The 18,518-nt window shown below is 66.4% G+C and carries 7 protein-coding genes; all 7 read left to right on the top strand.

Going from position 1 to position 18,518, the window contains the following annotated elements; all coding sequences use genetic code 11:
• The first annotated feature begins 56 nt into the window (after positions 1-56).
• Entirely contained in the window at positions 57-3,008 is a 2,952-nt protein-coding gene (locus DUPY_RS03325; RefSeq protein ID WP_070246368.1) for a hybrid sensor histidine kinase/response regulator, read from the top strand.
• 49 nt (positions 3,009-3,057) lie between these two features.
• Positions 3,058-6,546, top strand: coding sequence for an exodeoxyribonuclease V subunit gamma (recC, locus tag DUPY_RS03320; protein ID WP_070246366.1), 3,489 nt, complete (start codon positions 3,058-3,060; stop codon positions 6,544-6,546).
• Positions 6,543-10,277 (top strand): exodeoxyribonuclease V subunit beta, encoded by a 3,735-nt coding sequence (gene recB / locus DUPY_RS03315; RefSeq protein WP_070246364.1) that lies wholly within the window; start codon positions 6,543-6,545, stop codon positions 10,275-10,277. Before recC ends, recB begins: the two co-directional genes overlap by 4 nt.
• Positions 10,267-12,270 (top strand): exodeoxyribonuclease V subunit alpha, encoded by a 2,004-nt coding sequence (recD, locus tag DUPY_RS03310; protein ID WP_070246362.1) that lies wholly within the window; start codon positions 10,267-10,269, stop codon positions 12,268-12,270. The genes recB and recD overlap by 11 nt, the downstream gene beginning before the upstream one ends.
• Before the next feature lie 418 nt (positions 12,271-12,688).
• On the top strand, positions 12,689-13,411 hold the full coding sequence (locus DUPY_RS03305; protein ID WP_084640525.1) for a phage tail protein: 723 nt from the start codon (positions 12,689-12,691) through the stop codon (positions 13,409-13,411).
• A 141-nt stretch (positions 13,412-13,552) separates the two neighbouring features.
• Complete coding sequence (locus DUPY_RS03300) at positions 13,553-14,515, top strand: tetratricopeptide repeat protein (RefSeq protein WP_229255222.1); 963 nt, start codon at positions 13,553-13,555, stop codon at positions 14,513-14,515.
• A 68-nt stretch (positions 14,516-14,583) separates the two neighbouring features.
• Positions 14,584-18,518: YDG domain-containing protein (locus DUPY_RS03295; RefSeq protein WP_229255221.1), on the top strand; the 3,935-nt coding region annotated here is incomplete at its 3' end.

Below are 18,518 nucleotides of genomic sequence, written 5' to 3'. Positions count from 1 at the left end.
TTCTGGCATTAATAGTATGCTTCCGTTGCAAATTTTTGCATTCGTGAAACCATCTCATGCTCACATCGGGTACCAGTACCAGTAGATTCAACGCCGCGCGGCTGCTGCTGTGGGGCGCCGGGTGGGCGTTGGCCGTGGCCGTGGGCGTGGCCGCGTATTTCGTGGGCGAACGCATTGTCGATGCCGATGCGCGCCAGCGGTTCGACCACGTGGCGCGCAGCACCCAGTACGCTATTTCCGTGCGCATCAAGGCGTACGCCGGTGTCACGCGCGGGCTGGCGGCGCTGGTGCGGGCCAGCGACGATGCCGACCGGCGCCAGATCCTGCGATACGTCGATGGCCTGGACCTGCCACGCCAGTTTCCGGCCGTGGTGTCGATGACCTGGGAGCCCGACCCCGGTGCGGCGGTCGTCGTCCATCCGGGCACCGCCCCGGCTGGGGCCGAGGGGGTGCTCGGCATGCGCCTGCCAGTCTACCGTCCCGGCCTGGCGCAGGCTGATGCAGCGCAGCGGCGGGCTGCGTATCGCGGCATGGTGGGTCTGAACTTTTCGGTCGCCAGGCTGATGCAGGTGGTGCTGGACGAGACCATGGTGCGCGGCGTGCAGCTGGACCTGTACGCGGACGGCAGCGTCGATGCCGACCGCCGCCGGCTGGTGATCGAGCCGCGCGACCGGCTGCTGTTCAGCGAGCGTGGCGCCGAACCTGTTGCGGCCATGGCGACCGCCGATTATTTCGAATCGGTGCTGCCTGTCGATTTCAACGGGGCGTTATGGAAGGCGCGCTTCCGGGTGCGCAAGCAGGCATTGCGCAATGGTTTCGACGTGTACTTCCCGCTGGCGGCCGGGGTGGCGGGCGGCGCCGGCACGCTGCTGCTGTACAGCTACCTGGCCGTGCTGTACCGGTCGCAGCGGCGCGCGGTCAAGCACCGGGTGCTGCTCGACACGGTGCTCAACAACCTCGACGCCCACGTCTACATGAAGGATCAGTACCGCCGCTACCTCTACGTCAACCCGAAGATGGCCGAGCACCTGGGCCTGCCGGCGGCGCAGATCGTCGGACGGCGCGATCGCGAGCTGATGCCGGAAGAGAAGGCCGATGCCGCGTGGGCGCTGGAGCAGCCGGTGTTTGCCGACGGCCTCAAGCGCGCCAGTGAAACGCAGCATGCCGGTCACGGCGGCGTGACGCAGTACCATTGGAGCGTGCGGGTGCCGGTCACGCTGGGGCGTTCGGTGGCGGCGGTGATCGGCGTCTCGACCGACGTCACGGAGATGCACCGGTTGAAGCAGCGCGCCGACACTGCCAACCGTGCCAAGAGCGACTTTTTGTCGAACATGAGCCACGAGATACGTACGCCGATGAACAGCATCATCGGCATGGCACACCTGGCGCTGAAGAGCGTTACCCATCCCAAGCAGCGCGACTACCTGCAAAAGATTTACCATTCGGGCCAGCACCTGCTGGGCATCATCAACGACATTCTCGATTTTTCCAAGATCGAGGCGGGCAAGATGGACCTCGAAGTACTCGATTTTTCGATCGACCGGCTGCTCACCAATCTGACCAGCCAGCTGGGCGACCTGGCCACCGCGCGCGGGCTGGAACTGGTCTACGACATTCATCCCGACCTGCCGCGCCAGCTGCGCGGCGACCCGCTGCGGCTCGAGCAGGTGCTGATCAATTTCACCAGCAACGCCATCAAGTTTTCCGAGCGGGGCCGGGTGCATGTGCGCGCGTGCCTGCTGGAACAGCATGACCAGCACCTGCTGGTGCGCTTCGAGGTGCAGGACCGCGGCATCGGCATGAGCGAGAACCAGGTGGCGCAGCTGTTCCAGTCGTTCCAGCAGGCCGACAATTCCACCACCCGCCGCTACGGCGGCACCGGCCTGGGACTGGCCATCAGCCAGCAACTCGCGGAGCTGATGGGTGGCCGGGTGGGCGTGGAGAGCCGGCCCGGCGCAGGCAGCACTTTCTGGTTCACGGCGCGCCTGGACCTCCCGTTTGATGCCCTGGCCGTGGCCGACGATCCTGGCGCGGACGGCGGTGCTGGCGCGAATGCGGCCGATCCGCTGCAGGCCGGCCTGTTCGAGAGCCTGCGCGGCGCCTCGATCCTGCTGGTGGAGGACAATATCTTCAGCCAGCAGGTGGGGCAGGAACTGCTGGAAGACGGCGGCGCCACCGTGTGCGTGGCCAACAACGGCAAGGAAGCGATCGACTTGCTGCTCAAGGAGCGCTTCGATTGCGTGCTGATGGACGTGCAGATGCCGGTCATGGACGGCTTCGAGGCCACCCGCCTGATCCGCGCCCACCCGAAGCTGTCCGGCACCCTGGTGATCGCCATGACCGCCAACGCTGGCCGCGAAGACCAGCAGCGCTGCATGGACGCCGGCATGGACGAATTCGTCACCAAGCCGGTGGCGCCACGACTGCTGTTCGCCACCCTGGCCAAGTGGCTGGCCCAGCGCGCCGCCGCGCCGTCCGCGGCGCCGCGGCCGCTGGCGCCGCCGCCCTCGTTCTTCACCATGGCCGACGGCAGCGCCACGGCGGCCGGTGCTGCGGTGTTGCAGGCCGCCCTGGCCGACCTGCGGCCGGATGCGCCTCATCCGCAACCAGCGCAGCCGCAGGCGCTGCCACCGTCGCCGCCAGCGGCGCCGGCAGAGGGCGACCTGTTCGACATCGCCGCGCTGGCGCAAACCTTTGCCGGCAAGCCGGACAAGATGCGCAAGTACACGCTGCTGTTCCTCGAATCGGCGCGCGAGACCATGGTGGAAATCGACGCCGCACTGGCTGCCGCCGACCTGGCGCGGTTGTCGGAACTGGGCCACCGCCTGAAGTCGTCGGCGCGCGCGGTGGGCGCCATGCGCTTCGGCAACCTGTGCCTGGCGCTGGAACAGGGACGCCGGGACGCCGATATCGCCAGGGCTTGCGCGCTGGTGGCGCAGATGCACGCGCTGTTGCTGCTGCTGGGCCCGCAAATGGAGCAGGAACTGCTGGCTTACGACCCCGGCTAGGGCGATAATACGGTTTTCATACGCGTTTCGCCACGCAGCCAAGAACCCCATGTCCAGTATCACCCCCGGCCTGTTGATTTTGCACGGCAACCAGATGGAGCAGCTGCGCGCGGCCGTGTTCCAGTGGCTGCACAACCATCCGCTGGGGCCGCTGGAGCCCGAGACCTTCCTGGTGCAGTCGAACGGCGTGGCCGAGTGGCTCAAGATCGCGCTGGCCGAGGAAATGCGCGTGTGCGCCGCCACCCGGGTGGCGCTGCCGGCCCGCTTCCTGTGGGAGACCTATCGCGGCATGCTGGGCCGCGAGCGGGTGCCGCGCCGCTCCGCGTTCGACAAGGGCCCGCTCACCTGGCGCCTGATGCGCCTGCTGCCAACCTTGCTGGCCGACCCGGTGTTTGCGCCGTTGCGCCATTTTCTGGCCGACGGCGAGCCCGAACGGCGGCTGCAACTGGCCGAACGGCTGGCCGACCTGTATGACCAGTACCAGGTGTACCGCGCCGACTGGCTCGACGACTGGGCCGCCGGCCGCGACCAGCTGCGCTGCGCCCGTGGCCAAGTCATGCCACTGCCGCAGGCGCAGTGCTGGCAGGGCCAGTTGTGGCGCGCCGTGATAGGCGACGTCGAACCGCACGAGCGCGCGCTGGGCCGCGCCACCGTCCACACCGAATTCGTGCGCGCCAGCGCCACCGGCGAACTGCCGCTGGGCCGCCTGCCGCGCCGCATCGTCATCTTCGGCGTCTCGGCGCTGCCGTACCAGACACTGGAGGCGCTGGCCACGCTGGCGCGCCACACCCAGGTGGTGCTGGCCGTGCCCAATCCGTGCCGCTACTACTGGGGCGACATCATTGAGGGCCGCGACCTGCTGCGCTCCGCGTACCGGCGCCAGCAGCTGCGCAACGGCCAGGACCTGGGCGCGCTGCCGCTCGAGGAACTGCACGCGCACAGCCACCCGCTGCTGGCCAGCTGGGGGCGCCAGGGCCGCGACTTCATCCGCATGCTCGACGAGTTCGACGAGGCAGCATCGGCTGCTGCTGCCGCCGACGACGATGCAGGCGGTGGTAACACCGTGCCGCTGCGCGTGGACCTGTTCGGCGACGACGCGGGCGAGACCTTGCTGGCCCAGGTGCAGGCCGCCGTGCGCGATTTGCTGCCGCTGTCCGAGCATCCGCACGTGCCGCCCGCTGCGACCGACCGCTCGATCGAATTCCACGTCACCCACAGCGTGCAGCGCGAAGTTGAGGTATTGCACGACCAGCTGTTGCAAATGTTCGCCGACCACGCCAGGGACGGCGCGCCGCTGCGCCCGCGCGACGTGGTGGTGATGGTGCCCGACATCGACACCTTTACCGCCGCCATCCACGCGGTGTTCGGCCAGCACCGGCGCAGCGACGCGCGCTACATCCCGTTCGAGATCGGCGACGTCAACGACCGCAGCGTCAATCCGCTGCTGGTCGCGCTGGAGTGGCTGCTGCGGTTGCCGCAGCAGCGCTGCCGCCAGAGCGAAATTCGCGACCTGCTCGACGTGCCGGCGCTGGCTGCGCGCTTCGGCCTCGGTGACGACGACCTGGCCACGCTGGGCCAGTGGATCGAAGGCTCGGGCGTGCGCTGGGGGCTGGACCTCGAGCACCGCAGCGGACTCGGTCTCGGCTCGGCCGGCGAACAGAATGCCTGGATCTTTGGCGTGCGCCGCATGTTGCTCGGCTATGCCAGCGGCGGCGGCCGCGAAGAGGGCGGCCGCACCGCCAGCTTTGCCGGCATCGAACCGTATGGCGAAGTGGGCGGGCTCGATGCCGCGCTGGCCGGCTCGCTGGCGCAACTGGTCGAGTCGCTGCTGTACTGGCGCGCCGCGCTGGCGCAGGCGCGCACGCCGGCCGACTGGGGCGTGCAGGCGCGCGCGCTGATGGCCGCGTTCTTCAAGGCCGGCGACGAGGGCGACCGCCTGACCCTGGCGCAGCTCGACGATGCGCTCAACAACTGGCTCGAAACCTGCGAAGGCGCCCAGTTCGAGGAAGTGGTGCCGCTGGCCGTGCTGCGCGAAGCGTGGCTGGGCCTGATGGACGAACCCACGCTGAACCACCAGTTCGTCTCCGGCGGCGTCACCTTCTGCACCCTGATGCCGATGCGCGCGGTGCCGTTCCGCGTGGTGTGCCTGCTGGGCATGAACGACGGCGACTTCCCGCGCCGCGCGCCCAAGGCCGACTTCGACCTGCTGGCCTGGCCCGGCATGGCGCGCCCCGGCGACCGCTCGCGCCGCGACGATGACCGCTACCTGATGCTCGAAGCGGTGCTGGCTGCCCGTGAAAAGCTGTATATCAGCTGGGTGGGCCGCAATGTGCGTGACAACAGCGAGCAGCCGCCATCGGTGCTGGTGTCGCAGCTGTGCGATTACCTGCAAGCCGGCTGGCAACTGAAACTAGAGGAACGCACTACCGAGCATGCGCTGCAACCGTTCAGCCGCCGCTATTTCGAGCACAATGGCTTGCTGACCTATGCGCGCGAGTGGCGCGCAGCGCACGACGGTACCGACACTGGCGCTGGTGTCGATGGCGCCGAAGATGCGGCGCCGGCAGACGTGCTGCCGCCGTTCGCGCTGGACGACAAGTACCGCCTCAAGCTCGGCGCGCTGGCCGGCTTTTTGCGCCAGCCGGTGCGCTACTTCTTCCGCGAGCGGCTGGCCGTGGTGTTCGGCGAGGCCGCGCAACTGGGCGACGACGAGGAACCGTTTTCGTTCAATGCGCTCGAGCGCTACCTGCTCGAAGACACCATGCTCGACGACGACGCCGATACCGAACAATTGGAAGACATCGCCGACAAGCTCACCGAACGCGCCGGACAGCTGGCGCGCCAGGGCGCGCTGCCGATCGGCCTGGTCGGACGCCAGTACCAGCGCCAGCTGGTCACGTCGCTGGCGCCGGTGCGTCATGCCTGGCTCACGCTGCGCCAGCGCTACAGCCAGCCGGCGCCCAAGCTGGCATTGAGCCTGGACCTGGGCCCGGTGCAGCTCGACGACTGGCTCGATCAATTGCGCAGCGACGGCGCCAGTACCGTGTGGCTGATGCAGATGTCGTCGCGCGTGGCCGACAAGCAGGGCCGCGCGCGCGGAGACAAGCTGATCGCCATGTGGATACGCCAGCTGGCCGCCGCCGCTGCCGGCCTGCCCGTGACCGGCTACCTGGTGGCGCGCGACATGATCGTCACCATGGCGCCTCTGGCCGGCGACGAAGCCATGCAGGCGCTGCGCGTGCTGGCCGCGCTGTGGCGCGACGGCATGGACCGTCCCTTGCCCACTGCCTGCAAGACGGCGCTGGCGCTGGTCGGGGAGGGTGAAAGTAAAGCCGACCCGCGCACGGTGTACGACGGCGGCTTCGAGCTGCAAGGCGAAAACCAGGACCTGTGCCTGGCGCGCCTGTGGCCCGATTACAGCGCCTTGTCGGCGCAGCCGGATTTCGAACGGGCATCGCAGGACCTGTACGGGCCGCTGGCGCGCTGGCTCGAACAATGTATCACCATGACGCCGATCGACGGCGGGGACGCAGCATGAGCAACACCATAAACAAGCTGGAACCGTTGACCTTTCCGCTGCACGGCTCGCGCCTGATTGAAGCGAGCGCCGGCACCGGCAAGACCTGGACCATTGCCGCGCTGTACGTGCGGCTGGTGCTGGGCCACGGCGGCGACGACGGTTTCATCCGCCCGCTGCTGCCGGCCGACATCCTGGTGATGACCTTTACCCGCGCCGCCACGCGCGAGCTGTCCAACCGCGTGCGCGAACGGCTGGTGGCTGCAGCCGCGTACTTTCGTAGCGTCGATAATGACGATCTCGACGCCGTCACACCGGACGCTTATCTTGACGCCATCCTCGAATCGTACCCCGATCGCAGCGAGCGCCAGCGCGCCGCTCACCGCCTGATGCTGGCGGCGGAAACCATGGACGAAGCGGCGATTTTCACCATCGACGCCTGGTGCCAGCGCATGCTGCGCGAGCACGCGTTCGACAGCGGCAGCCTGTTCGACGAAGAACTGGTCAGCGACGAGCAGGCGCTGTTCGAAGACGCCGCCAACGATTACTGGCGCCAGCAGGTCTACCCGCTGGCCGCTCCCCAACTCGAAGCGCTGTTGCAATGCTGGGGCGACGTCGAGGTACTCAAGCGCTCGATCCGCGACCTGGTGCGGCGCGCCGACATCATCGGCGACCAGGATCTTGCATTGTCTCTCGGCGCCCTGATCGCCACCGTGCAGCGCGAACAGCAGGCCGCACTGGCGGGCCTCAAAGCCGGCTGGGTGGACCGCGCCAATCGCATGGAGCAGTGGATCGCCCAGCTCACCGCCACCACGCCGAAGTTCTTCAATGGCGTCAAGATGCGTGCCGCCTCGGTGGCCGCGTGGTTCGAGGCGCTGCGGACGTGGGCCCTCGACCCCGCTGCCGTCATGCCGGACCTGACCGCCACCGCCTGGAATCGGCTCACGCCGGACGGCATCGCCGACGCGTTTTCCAAGGACAGCCACGCGGCCGTGCCCGACGACTTCGACGCCATCGCCACCCTGAAAGAGGCGCTCGAGCAGTTCGAGCCGCTGGCCCATGCCCTGTACCGCCACGCCGCCGGCGCGGTGGCGCTGCGCATGGCGGAACTGAAAAAACGCAACCGCCAGTTCGGCTTTGCCGACATGCTCGACCGCCTGAACGCCGCGCTGCAAGGCGAGAACGCGGCGGCGCTGCGCCAGCGCATCGTCGAACAATACCCGGTGGCGCTGGTGGACGAGTTCCAGGACACGGCGCCCAACCAGTACCAGATTTTCAACCTGCTGTACCGGGTGGCTGACAACGACCGCAACACCGGCCTGTTTTTGATCGGCGACCCCAAGCAGTCGATCTACGGCTTCCGCGGCGCCGACATCCACAGCTACCTGGCCGCGCGCAGCGCCACCGAGGGCCGCCATTACCAGCTGGGCACCAACTATCGTTCCACCGGCCCGGTGGTGGCGGCAGTCAACCACCTGTTCCTCAACGCCGAAGGGACGCTGGACGCCGGCGGCTTCGGTCGCGGCGCCTTCCGCTTCCGCGATCCCGGCACCCGCAACAATCCGCTGCCGTTCGAGGCGGTGGCGGCGCAAGGCCGTGCCGACCGACTGGTGGACAGCGCCGGGGAAGCGCCTGCGCTGGTGGTGGCCTGCACCGACCGGGAACTCAAAAGTGACCAGTACCGTGAATTTTTCGCCAACCACTGCGCCGAAGACATCGTCGCCCGCCTCAACGACGCGCGAGTCGGCTTCGACGGCCCCAAGGGGCGCGAACGCCTGAAGCCTGCCGATATCGCCATCCTGGTGCGCGACCGTAACGAGGCCGCCGCCATCCGCCGCGCGCTGCAACGGCGCAAAGTGGCCAGCGTGTACCTGTCCGACAAGGATTCGGTCACCAACAGCGAGGAGGCCGGCGACGTGCTGCGCTGGCTGTCGGCGGTGGCCAATCCGCTCGACGGCGGCCTGGCGCGGGCCGCCTACGCCACCCGCACCGCCGGCCTGCCGCTGGCCGAACTGGCCGCGCTGTCGTCCGACGAACTGGCGTGGGAAGCGCGAGTGGAGCAGCTCAAGACGCTGCACATCGTGTGGCAGCGCCAGGGCGTTCTGGCCATGCTGCGTCGCTTCATCCACGAGCTGCAACTGCCCGCTGCCTTGCTGCTGCAGGCGGGCGGCGAGCGGCGCCTGACCAATCTGCTGCACCTGGCCGAACTGCTGCAATCGGCCAGCCGCCAGCTCGACGGCGAACAGGCGCTGATCCGCTGGCTGGCCGAGCAGATCGAAACGGGGGAGGGCGCCGGCGACGAACGGGTGCTGCGCCTGGAGAGCGACGCCGAACTGGTAAAAGTGGTAACGGTCCACAAATCCAAGGGCCTGGAATACCCGCTGGTGTACCTGCCGTTCGCGGTCACCGCGCGCAAGGTGGACCGGCGCAACCGCAGTTTCTTCGAATTCAGCGATGATGACGGCACGCGCCGCATCGACATGGCGCTGACCGAGACCGCGCTGGCGCTGGTGGAAAACGCCCGCCTGCAGGAGGACCTGCGCCTGTTGTACGTGGCGCTCACCCGCGCGCGCCACTTCCTGTGGCTGGGTGTGGCCGCGCTGGGCGCGCGCAAGGGCGGCGCCAACAGCCTGCACGACTCGGCGCTCGGCTACCTGCTCACCGGCGGCGCACCGCTACCGACTGACGCCATGATCGCGCGCTGGACCGACACCTGCAAGGACTGCCCGGCGATCGCCATCACCCCTTTGGATGGCGACAGTACGCCGGCGACCATGCTGCACCGGGTGGACGACCGCCCGCAACTGGTCGATGCCCCTCATTACACGGGCCGCTTCGAGCGCGACTGGTCGGTAGGCAGTTTCAGCTCGCTGGCGCGGCGCACCGGTCCCACCGCCACCATCGGCGGCGATGCGTTGACTGCGCTGCCGCCGCTGCCGGTGCCGCGCGACGCCGCCCAGGAAAAGCTGCTCGAAGAAGCCGACCTGCCGGCCACGGCGCCGGCCGTGAAGGTGGAAGACGCGCCGTGGCACCGCTTCCCGCGCGGCTCCGTGCCCGGCAACTTCCTGCACGAGCAGCTCGAATGGCTGGGTCAGGAGGGGTTTTATACGGTCAATGACGAGCACTTCGCTGCGCGCTTGACGCGCCGGGTGGAGCGCGCCGGCTGGGGCAACCGCCTCGACGACACCCTGGCCTGGGTGGGCGAAATCGCCCGCACGCCGCTGCCGTACATCGACACTGCGCTGTCTGGCATCGATACCCCGCTGGCCGAAATGGAGTTCTGGTTCCCCAGCGAGCGCCTGTCCACCGGCGCGCTCGACCGCCTGTGCGTGGCGCGGCTGCTGGACGGCATGGCGCGTCCATCGCTGCCCGAGCGCCAGCTGCACGGCATGCTCAAGGGTTTTGCCGACCTGGTGTTCGAACATGAAGGCCGCTACTGGGTGCTGGACTACAAATCGAACGCGCTGGGCGCCGGCGACGCCGCCTACCAGAAGCCGGCGCTGATGGCAGCCATGGCCGAACACCGCTACGACATCCAGGGCGCGATCTACATGCTGGCGCTGCACCGGCTGTTGCAGAGCCGCCTGGGTGACGCTTACGACCCGGCCGAGCACCTGGGCGGTGCGGTCTTCCTGTTCCTGCGCGGGATCGCCAACACGGCCACGCGCGGCTGCTACTGGATCGCACCCGACCCGGAACTGTTACAGCAACTGGACGCATTATTCGACGCCGGGGACCACCATGACGCCTGACTCTTTTGCGCAATCTTCCGTGCCACTGCTGGCCGCAGTCGATGCGCTGACCGAAAACGGCCGGCTGCGGCGCCTGAGCGGCGCTTTCGCCCGCTTCATCGCCTCCCTCGGCGGCGCTTCGCCGCAACTGATGCTTGCCTGCGTGCTGCTGTCCGAACTGGAAGGGCGCGGCCACAGCTGCCTGCTGCTGGCCGAACTGGCCGGCGACCCGGCGCCGTTGCTGGGGCTCGATGGCGAGGAATGGACCGCGTTGCGTGCGGCCGTGGCGGCGGTGGCGCCGTGGCCGCGCAATGTCGCCGCCTGGCGCAAGCTGCTGGCCGAGTGCGAGCAAGTCTGGCCGGTGGGCGACCTCGATTTCCAGCAACCGCTGATCCTCGACGGCGAACGCCTGTATTTGCGCCGCTACTGGCGCGATGAAACCCAGGTGGCGCACGCCGTGCGCGCCCGCGCGCTGGGCGGCCTGCTGGCCAGCGACGCCGACGACCAGACCGGCGCCGTGCGCCACTGGCTCGACCTCCTGTTCCCGGCCGGGCAGCAGGCCGATGGCGTGGACTGGCAAAAGACCGCCTGCGCGGTGGCCATGCGCGGCAAGCTCGGCATTATTACCGGCGGTCCCGGCACCGGCAAGACCTACGCGGTGGCGCGCCTGCTGGCGCTGCTGTTCGCCACCAGCGGCGGCCAGCAGTCCGGCTTGCGGGTGGCGCTGGCCGCGCCGACCGGCAAGGCGGCGGCACGCCTGAAACAATCGATCGACGTGGCGCTGGCCGGCCTGGACCAGCGCGTGCTGGCGGTGATGCCGCAGCGCGAACTGGGCGCCGCCCGCACCCTGCACAGCCTGCTTGGCGCGCGACCGGACACGCGCGCTTTCCGCCACCACGCCGGCAACCAGCTCGAGGTCGACGTGCTGATCGTCGACGAGGCGTCGATGATCCACCTGGAAATGATGGCTGCGCTGCTGGCCGCGTTGCCGTCCAGCGCCAGGCTGATCCTGCTCGGCGACAAGGACCAGCTGGCGTCGGTGGAGGCGGGCGCCGTGCTCGGCGACCTGTGCCATCACGCCGAGGCTGGCGGCTACGATGCGGAAACCTTATCGTATGTGCAAGCGAGTACGGGCCAGCAGTTGCCGCAGCACTACGCCGGTCGTGCCGGCCCGATTGCCCAGCAAACCGTGATGCTGCGCAAAAGCATGCGCTTCGGCGGCCCGATCGGCCAGCTGGCGCTGGCAGTCAACGGCGGCGATGCGGCCAGCGCGGTGCGCATCCTGCGCGCGGGCAGCGGTGGCGAAGACGGCGCCAAGGTGGCCTGGACCGACCCGGCGGCGCCCAGGGATTTGCTGCAACTGGCGCTGGCCGGGCGCGAGGGCGCCCCCGGCGGCTACCGCGATTACCTGCGCCTGGTCGCCCAAGGGCAGGGCGACGGCGAGCACCTGGCCTGGGTGCAAACTGTACTGAAAGCATTCGAAACCTTCCGCATCCTGTGCGCGGTGCGCGATGGCGAATGGGGCGTTTCCGGCTTGAACGACGCCATTGAAAAGCAGCTGCAGGCAGCCGGGCTGTTGCGTCGCAGCGGCGAATGGTATGTCGGCCGGCCGGTCATGGTCACCCGCAACGATTACGGCACCGGCGTGTTCAACGGCGACATCGGCCTGACCTTGCCCGATCCGGCGCGCCCCGGCGCCTTGCGCGTGTACTTCTCGGAAGGCGACACCGTGCGCAGCGTACTGGCCACGCGCCTGCGCAACGTCGATACGGCGTTTGCCATGACCGTGCATAAATCGCAAGGTTCCGAGTTCCGCCACACGGTGCTGGTGTTGCCGAAAGAGGGCGGCGGCGTGCTGGCGCGCGAGCTTATCTACACCGGCATCACCCGGGCGCGCGAGTTCTTCACCCTGCTCACGCCGAACGGCCAGGTGTTGCTCGAGGCGATAGCCCAGCGCACGCAGCGAGCCAGTGGTTTGCGCGAATTGCTCGAATCTTCCCAACTCCGATCCTGATGCAATTAATTATTATTCTCGATTTTTTCTCAAGCGCCTCCCGAGCGACTGGCACCGTTATAACTAATCACACATAACGAATACGCATAAATACTCACAAAATGTAACGAACTCCCGGCTTTGTGTTCGAAATGTTGCGATTGGCGACGTTTCTGTGTCACAAATTGCGAGCAGATATTGCCCAATCGCTGGCTTTTAAATTATTATTTAAAGGATTGCCAGTAGGAATTAATTTCCTATTGGAGATTATTTAAATATTAATAACATGGTTTTTACTAGAACCTAGGGGGGTATGATGGCATTCGCAGTGAGAAATCGTTGTGCACGGGTCGCTCTGGTCGCCGGTATGGTCGCGGCGGCCTGGAGTCCCGCCAGCTTTGCCTGCTCAGATACGCCAGTGCTTGCAAGTATGTGCGTGATGGCCGTGCCATATACGTTCGGCAACTTTAATAACCAATTTACGCTCGCTGCCGGCCAGGATCTGTCGATCAACAGCTATGCAGCGCTGTACTCGCTGATCGGCACCATTTATGGCAGCAGCAACACGTCGAGCTTCAAGTTGCCCGACCTGCGCGGCAGGTTTGTAATTGCTGCCGACGGCGTCAACTACGCAGCCGGCGCCAAAGGCGGCAACAATGCCATCACCCTGACGACAAGCCAGTTGCCGCCGCATCTGTTCACCGTGACCGGGCTTCCGGTCGCCATCTCCGGGTTGACCGTCTCCTCCACGCTGCCGACCTTGAACGCCACGGTGAATATCGCCAGCGCGACGGCAACCGGTACGGTGACCGGACTGAAATTGAACGTGGTCGGTGGTTCGGGTGGTGTCACTTCGCCATCGGGTAACTATCTCGGCAAGAGCACCAGCAATCTCGTCAACGTCTATTCCAGCGCCACGCCCGATGCCACGCTCAATGCCGGCGCCATCAGCGGCGGCGCGGTGTCGGTGACGGTGCCTGCCAGTTCCGCAACCGCTACCGTGGCGGGCGGCGCAGTCATGGCCGGCGTCGTCGGCGGCGCCGCCACCGTCAGCGGCAACACGAATATCGTCGGCACGGGCGCGGCGATCGACATCCGGCCGTCGTATATCGCCATGACGTATTACATCGCGACCAACGGCATTTATCCGAGCCGCGACTAACCGTCAAGCGCTTCGACCGATCCGAAACGCGGTGCAGCCGTATCGCGTTGTCGTCGACGCCCGTTTTGCCGCCAGCCACCGGCCTAGTCGATGGCTGGTGGGGCGTCATGTTACCTATAACAACTTTGCCGGGAATTTGCTGTGCTTATTGCCCATATGATGATGGCTGCGGCCCTGCTGACGGCGACGATGAGCGCCGGCGCCGCCGAGCGCGACCTCGTCACTGAATTGACTGTTGCGAACAAGGCGTTGGCCGCGCAAGACTATGCGCTTGCCTACAAGGAAAATGTGCGCGTTGCCGCCGCCAATCCCCTGGCCCGGTTCAACCTGGGATTGATTGAACGGGAGGGATGGGGGCGTGCGCGCAATCCGGTCGCTGCCTGTGCCTGGTTCGAAAAGGCGGCACACGGCAATATCCCGGCGGCGCAACAGTTTATCGGCGATTGCCTGGCAAGCGGTACCGGGCGCGCGGCAGACGGCAAGGCTGCGCTGGTGTGGTACCAGAAGGCCGTGCAATCAGGGATCGCGTACGCGAACTGCTCCGCCGGTGAACTGTATATTCGCGGCCAGCTGGTCGGCCAGGATGTTGTGCGCGGACTGACGCTGTGCGCGCAGGCAGCGCAGGCCGGCTCGGCGCCGGCCATGTTGCGCCTGGGCGATTACTACAAGAACGATCCTGATGTCCGGCAAGACCTGGCGGCTGCGCGCTACTGGTATCAGCAGGCGGCGGAACACCGCATGGTGGTGGCCCAATACCGCCTCGGCGTGATGCTGGGACAGGGTGAGGGCGGCGCTGCCGACCCGGGCCTGGCCCTGTCCTGGCTCGAACACGCGGCCTCCGAGGGGTATGCTCCCGCTTATTTGCCAGTTGCCATCTTGTATGGCAACAGCGCGCCTGACCCTGCCACCGGCGCGCTGACGCCGGTTAGCCTGGCCAAGATTTACATGTGGAGCCGCGCGGCCAAAGCCACCACCAGCGACCCGGCGGACCTCGCGCAAATCGAAGGTATTGAACAACTGCTGCAGCAAGTGATGCCACTGCAGTGGAAGCCCGAACTCGACCGCCGCGTGGCCGAGCATCTCGGTAAATCGACAGTCAACTAGCATAAACACAGGCGCCGCCGTCGCTCGCGCAGCGCTGATCACGAGGGAACACCACCATGCATGCTTCCATGAACCGCATTTACCGACTCGTCTGGAGTCATGTTCAACAGACTTGGGTGGTGGTCCACGAACGCGCCAGGGGCAAGGGCAAGTCGGCCAATCGCCGCCTGGTCGCCAGCGTGTTGCTGGCGGCTTCGCACGCGGCCATGGCGGGGCCGACCGGCGGCCAGGTTATAGCCGGCAACGGCACCATCAACCAGAACGGCGCCACCACCACGGTGACGCAGGCCAGCCAGAACCTGTCGCTGAACTGGCAGTCGTTCAATACCAGCAGTGGCGAAACCGTCAATTTCGTCCAGCCCTCGGCCAGCGCGATAGCCGTCAACCGTATCAGCGGCAATAGCGCCACCGAGTTCTACGGCGCGCTCAACGCCAACGGCCAAGTCTACCTGATCAATCCGAACGGCGTGCTGTTTGGTGCCGGATCGCAAGTCAATGTCGGCGGCCTGGTGGCGTCGACGCTCGATATCGGCGATGCCAGCCTGAATAGTGCCACGCGCAATTTCCGCGGCGCCGGCAGCGGCAGCATCATCAACCAGGGCGCCATCAATACCGGCAACGGCGGCTACGTTGCCTTCATCGGCAACCAGGTCACCAACTCCGGGACGATCAACGCCAGGGCGGGGACGGTGGCGCTGGGCGCGGGCAGCGACGTCACGCTGTCGTTTGCTGGCGATAGCCTGGTTCAACTGCAAGTGAACCAGGGCACGCTGAACAACCTGGCTGAAAATGGCGGTCTGATCAATGCCGATGGCGGCGCGGTCTGGCTGTCCGCCGGCGCCAGGGATGCCGTGCTGGCCAGCGTGGTCAACAACACGGGTATCATCCAGGCGCGCAGCGTGCAGAATGTCAACGGCGTGATTGTGCTGGAGGCCGGCAGCGCTGGCGCCGCCGGCAATAGCGGCACGCTCGATGCTTCCGGCCTCGGGCACGGCGAAACGGGCGGCGCCGTGAAGGTGCTGGGCGGCGCCGTCACCCTGGCGGCAGGCGGCCTGGCCGATGTGTCAGGCGACGCCGGCGGCGGCACCGCACTCGTCGGCGGAAATTTCCTCGGCGCCGGCGCCGAGCAAAATGCGCACACCACGACAGTTGCAGCAGGCGCCTCGATCAAGGCCGATGCTCTGACCACTGGCAACGGCGGCAGTGTGGCGGTCTGGTCGGATGGCACCACGCAGTTCAACGGCAGCATCACGGCACGCGGCGGCAGCACCGCCGGCAACGGCGGCCAGGTGGAAACCTCCGGCAAGAACCTGGGCATCAATGCCGGCGCCACCGTCAATACAGCGGCGCCCCATGGCGTGGCAGGCGACTGGCTGCTCGATCCCGATGATATTACGATAGGCAATAACAGTATTTTTAACAGTGGGTTGAACAGTGTTTCCTACCCCATCAATGTCGACACACGTGTTTTGACGGCTGCGCTCAATCATGGCAACGTGACCATCAAGACCACCGGGTCGTCGGCCAGTTGCACGGGCGTGTCGTGTACCGGAGCGCCCGGCAATGGCGATATCATCGTGCTCGATTACATTGGTTCCGCGACGGATTATGATGCGTCCAACAATCCAGGTATTAATTGGGAAATGGGTAACAACACGCTCACGCTGAGCGCCTATCGCAACGTTGATTTCAAAGTAACCACCAACGTGAAGTATACAGGCGACCCCGCCGGCGGGACGATTGGCGGGAGCATCCTGGCTTACGGCGCCGGGAAAGTCGTACTGAAGGCAGATAATGCTGCCACGGGTACAGGCACGGTCAAATTTGCCGATCCGGGTCAAAATTTTGTCCTGTTGGCCGATAGTGGAAGCACCCTTTCCATCTTTTACAATCCGACCAGCTATAGCTCGCCGACCGACTTTACCACCAACCTGCAAGCTGACCCCAGTCAACTGACGGCCTACATGGCTATCAATGTGACCGGCATGGCTGCCTCGAAGACTTACGATGGCTCCTTGACAACGTCCGTGTCGGGATTGACTTCCGCATCGACCCTGCCGGCCGGATTGACGCTCAATACCGCCAGTGCGCAGGGCATGTTTGCCAACAAGAATGTCGGCGCCAACAAAGCCGTCACTATCACTGGCGTTACCGCTACGGGCACCGGCGCCGTCACCAGCACCGCCAGCGATGGCGCCACCGTCATCAGCTACAACGGCAACAAGTACTTCATCGGTGGCCTCGACACCAAGACTGCCTCGATCTCGGCCAAAACCATCAACCTCTCTGGTGTGACTGCCAACAGCAAAACCTATGATGGCACCACGTCGGCCACCCTGTCCGGCAGCGCCAGTGTCGCCGCCAGTATCGTCAGCGGCGACAGCGTTACGCTCGGTTCCGGCACCGCCTCCTTTGCCGATGCCAATGCCGGCGCTGGCAAGGCCGTTACCGTCAGCGGTTTTACGCTGAGCGGCGCCGATGCCGGCAACTACGTGGTCAACCAACCGACCGGCCTGGCCGCCACCATCAACAAGGCCGATCTGACCCTGGCGGGAACAAGGACCTATGACGGCACCACATCGGTGGCGGGCAGCACCCTGACGGCAACCGGCGTGGCGGGCCAGAGCTTCAGCGTTACCGGCGCCGGGAATGCCGCCAATCTCGCCAGCAAGAATGTGCAAAGCGGTGCGGCGCTCGCCAGCACCGCGGGTCTGAGCCTGGGCAGCAGCAGCAACGGCGGCCTGGCCAGCAATTACAATGCGCTCGGCACCGCTGGCAGCAGCTATGCCGTGACTGCCAAAGGCCTCACGCTGAGCGGCATCAGCGCCGTCGATAAAGTGTACGACGCCACGACCACGGCTGCGCTCAACACTGCCAGTGTTGCCTATTCGGGCCTGGTTGCGGGCGACGCGGTGTCGCTGGCCGGCAGCGGCACGGGCAGTTTTGCGACCAAGAACGCCGGTGTCAACAAGGCTGTGACGGTGAGCGGCTACACGCTGTCGGGCGCCGATGCAGGAAACTACGTGGTTGCGCAACCGACAGGCCTGACCGCCAGCATCAGCAAGGCCAACATGGTCGTGTCGGGAATCGCGGCCGCGGATAAAACCTATGATGCCACCACCAGCGTTACGCTGATCGGCACGGCCGGCGTGACCGCCCTCGGCAGGGATGTCGTGGCGGTCACCGGCAGCGGCAGCGGCATCTTCGTCGACCCCAATGCCGGCACCAGGTCGGTGCTGGTGACCGGCTATGGACTGGCCGGCACCGATGCCGGCAATTACAACCTGGTGCAGCCGGTTGGCGTCACTGCCAGCATCGACAAGGCCAATCTCACGCTGACCGGCACCAGGACCTATGACGGCACGACCGCCGTGGCGGGCAGTACGCTGACGGCCACCGGCGTGGCCGGCCAGTCGTTTGCCGTGTCCGGCGCCGGCGATGCGTCGAATTTATCGAGCAAGAATGTGCAAACCGGTTCAATGTTGACCAGCGTCACCGGCCTGAGCCTGGGCAGCAGCAACGGCGGCCTGGCCAGCAACTACAACGTGCTCGGTACGGCGGGCAGCAGCTATACCGTGACCGCCAAAGGCATCGCGCTGGCCGGCATTACCGCTGTCGACAAGACCTACGATGGCACCACGGCGGCCACCCTGAACACGTCGAACGTGGCATATTCCGGCATGATCGCGGGCGACAGCGTGACGCTGGCCGGAAGCGGTTCGGGCAGCTTTGCGACCAAGAATGCCGGCGCCGGTAAAACGGTGACCGTGTCCGGTTACGTGCTGGGCGGCACGGATGCCGGCAACTACGTGGTTGCGCAACCGAGCGGTCTGACGGCCACCATCGGCAAGGCCAGCCTGGCGGTGTCGGGCATTGCTGCGTCCAACAAGACTTACGACGCCACCACCGGCGCCACCCTGAGCGGCACGGCTGCGGTCAGCGCCCTAAGCAGCGACATCGTCGCGGTCACGGGTACGGGCGTGGGCAGCTTTGCCGACGCCAA

The organism is Duganella phyllosphaerae, from assembly GCF_001758785.1.
GTDB lineage: Bacteria > Pseudomonadota > Gammaproteobacteria > Burkholderiales > Burkholderiaceae_D > Rugamonas > Rugamonas phyllosphaerae.
The sequence above is the reverse complement of the archived record's forward strand: the minus strand, read 5'-3'. Positions and strand labels throughout refer to the sequence as shown.

Bases quoted from the DNA above. Each gene is read 5' to 3' on its own strand.
- DUPY_RS03325 (WP_070246368.1), top strand. From the start codon at position 57: ATGCTCACATCGGGTACCAGTACCAGTAGATTCAACGCCGCGCGGCTG.
- recC (WP_070246366.1), top strand. From the start codon at position 3,058: ATGTCCAGTATCACCCCCGGCCTGTTGATTTTGCACGGCAACCAGATG.
- recB (WP_070246364.1), top strand. From the start codon at position 6,543: ATGAGCAACACCATAAACAAGCTGGAACCGTTGACCTTTCCGCTGCAC.
- recD (WP_070246362.1), top strand. From the start codon at position 10,267: ATGACGCCTGACTCTTTTGCGCAATCTTCCGTGCCACTGCTGGCCGCA.
- DUPY_RS03305 (WP_084640525.1), top strand. From the start codon at position 12,689: ATGGCCGTGCCATATACGTTCGGCAACTTTAATAACCAATTTACGCTC.